This window comes from Periweissella fabalis, assembly GCF_012396505.1.
In the GTDB taxonomy this organism is placed as follows: Bacteria; Bacillota; Bacilli; order Lactobacillales; family Lactobacillaceae; genus Periweissella; species Periweissella fabalis.
In genome coordinates, this window is sequence record NZ_JAAXPN010000020.1 from 1 (window position 1) to 3,133 (window position 3,133).

Genomic DNA, 3,133 nt, shown 5'->3' on the forward strand with positions numbered 1-3,133 from the left:
CTTGTTCTTTGAAAACTGAATATTATCATTAAATTTTTTAAAAACAATTTATTTATAAATTGAACCGAGAACATCGCGTTTTATTGAGTTTTAAAACATTAGTTTTAATCGCTTTAAAGACTGACCAGCGTGTCAGTCGCTCAATTAACCGTTTCGTAAGAAACTAGGTTAAGTTAATAAGGGCGCATGGTGGATGCCTTGGCACTAGGAGCCGATGAAGGACGGGACTAACACCGATATGCTTTGGGGAGCTGTAAGTAAGCTTTGATCCAGAGATTTCCGAATGGGGAAACCCAACAGTGAGAGCTGTTATCTACTTGTGAATATATAGCAAGTATGAAGGTAGACGTTGTGAACTGAAACATCTCATTAGCAACAGGAATATAAAGAAAATTCGATTCCGTAAGTAGCGGCGAGCGAAAACGGAAGAGCCCAAACCAAGAGGCTTGCCTCTTGGGGTTGTAGGACAGAACTTTGGAGTTACAAAGTTATAGTATAGATGAATCAACTGGGAAGTTGAGCTAGAGAGGGTGATAGCCCCGTAATCGAAATACTATAACCTCCGTTCTGGATCCTGAGTACGGCGGAACACGTGAAATTCCGTCGGAATCCGCGAGGACCATCTCGCAAGGCTAAATACTCCCTAGTGACCGATAGTGAACCAGTACCGTGAGGGAAAGGTGAAAAGCACCCCGGAAGGGGAGTGAAATAGTTCCTGAAACCATGTGCTTACAATAAGTTAGAGCCCGTTAATGGGTGATAGCGTGCCTTTTGTAGAATGAACCGGCGAGTTATGATAACATGCAAGGTTAAGGTGGAAAGACCGGAGCCGTAGCGAAAGCGAGTCTGAAATGGGCGCATTAGTATGTTGTTGTAGACCCGAAACCAGGTGACCTACCCATGTCCAGGATGAAGATGCGGTAAAACGCATTGGAGGTCCGAACCCGTGTCTGTTGAAAAAGGCTGGGATGAGGTGTGGGTAGCGGTGAAATTCCAAACGAACCTGGAGATAGCTGGTTCTCTCCGAAATAGCTTTAGGGCTAGCCTCGGAATTAGAATCGCGGAGGTAGAGCACTGTTTGGACTAGGGGCCCATCTCGGGTTACCGAATTCAGATAAACTCCGAATGCCGTTGATTTATGTCCGGGAGTCAGACGATGAGTGATAAGATCCACCGTCGAAAGGGGAACAGCCCAGACCGCCAGTTAAGGTCCCTAAATATATGTTAAGTGGAAAAGGATGTGGAGTTGCATAGACAACTAGGATGTTGGCTCAGAAGCAGCCACCATTTAAAGAGTGCGTAATAGCTCACTAGTCGAGTGATTCTGCGCCGAAAATGTACCGGGGCTAAACATATTACCGAAACTGCGGGTGCCACGTAAGTGGCGCGATAGGAGAGCGTTCTAAGGGCAATGAAGGTAGACCGTGAGGACTGCTGGAGCGCTTAGAAGTGAGAATGCCGGTATGAGTAGCGAAAGACAGGTGAGAATCCTGTCCACCGAATGACTAAGGTTTCCTGGGGAAGGCTCGTCCTCCCAGGGTTAGTCGGGACCTAAGGCGAGGCCGAAAGGCGTAGTCGATGGATAACAGGTTGAGATTCCTGTACTAGGTGTATTTGTTTGAACGATGGAGGGACGCAGAAGGATAATGGATGCGCACTGCTGGATATGTGCGTTTAAATTGCGAGTCTTGGTAAGAGTCAAATGCTTTTACCTTTAAGGACAAGTAATGATGAGGATCGAAATTAAGTAGAGAAGTCCATGAGTTCACGCTGCCGAGAAAAGCTTCTAGTTAGAATACACTTACCCGTACCGCAAACCGACACAGGTAGTCGAGGAGAGAATCCTAAGGTGTGCGAGAGAACTCTCGTTAAGGAACTCGGCAAAATGACCCCGTAACTTCGGGAGAAGGGGTGCTCACCGCAAGGTGAGCCGCAGTGAATAGGCCCAGGCGACTGTTTATCAAAAACACAGGTTTCTGCAAAATCGTAAGATGACGTATAGGGGCTGACGCCTGCCCGGTGCTGGAAGGTTAAAAGGATGGCTTAGCTTCGGCGAAGGTCAGAATTGAAGCCCCAGTAAACGGCGGCCGTAACTATAACGGTCCTAAGGTAGCGAAATTCCTTGTCGGGTAAGTTCCGACCCGCACGAAAGGCGTAACGATCTGGGCACTGTCTCAACGAGAGACTCGGTGAAATTTAAATACCCGTGAAGATGCGGGTTACCCGCGACAGGACGGAAAGACCCCATGGAGCTTTACTGTAGCTTGATATTGAGTGTTTGTGCAACTTGTACAGGATAGGTAGGAGCCGTAGAAATCGGGACGCTAGTTTCGATTGAGGCGTTGGTGGGATACTACCCTCGTTGTATGACCACTCTAACTCGCATCACTTATCGTGATGGAAGACAGTGTCTGGCAGGCAGTTTGACTGGGGCGGTCGCCTCCTAAAAGGTAACGGAGGCGCTCAAAGGTTCCCTCAGAATGGTTGGAAATCATTCGCAGAGTGTAAAGGCAGAAGGGAGCTTGACTGTGAGACTTACAAGTCGAGCAGGTACGAAAGTAGGACTTAGTGATCCGGTGGTTCCGCATGGAAGGGCCATCGCTCAACGGATAAAAGCTACCCTGGGGATAACAGGCTTATCTCCCCCAAGAGTCCACATCGACGGGGAGGTTTGGCACCTCGATGTCGGCTCATCGCATCCTGGGGCTGTAGTCGGTCCCAAGGGTTGGGCTGTTCGCCCATTAAAGCGGTACGCGAGCTGGGTTCAGAACGTCGTGAGACAGTTCGGTCCCTATCCGTCGCGGGCGCAGGAAATTTGAGAGGAGCTGTCCTTAGTACGAGAGGACCGGGATGGACATACCGCTGGTGTACCAGTTGTTCCGCCAGGAGCATCGCTGGGTAGCTATGTATGGATGAGATAAACGCTGAAAGCATCTAAGTGTGAAACTCGCCTCGAGATGAGATTTCCCATTTCTTTATGAAAGTAAGACCCCTCAAAGATGATGAGGTAGATAGGTTAGAAGTGGAAGTGTGGTGACACATGTAGCGGACTAATACTAATCGGTCGAGGACTTAACCACGAAGTGGTGTCCGGTGTAAAAGATTTAAATGATAATATTCAGTTTTGAGAGAT

At 48.3% G+C, this 3,133-nt stretch carries 1 rRNA gene; it reads left to right on the forward strand.

Annotated elements, in window-relative coordinates:
- The first annotated feature begins 166 nt into the window (after positions 1–166).
- Positions 167–3,080 (forward strand): 23S ribosomal RNA (locus tag HF964_RS09780).
- Positions 3,081–3,133 lie beyond the last annotated feature (53 nt).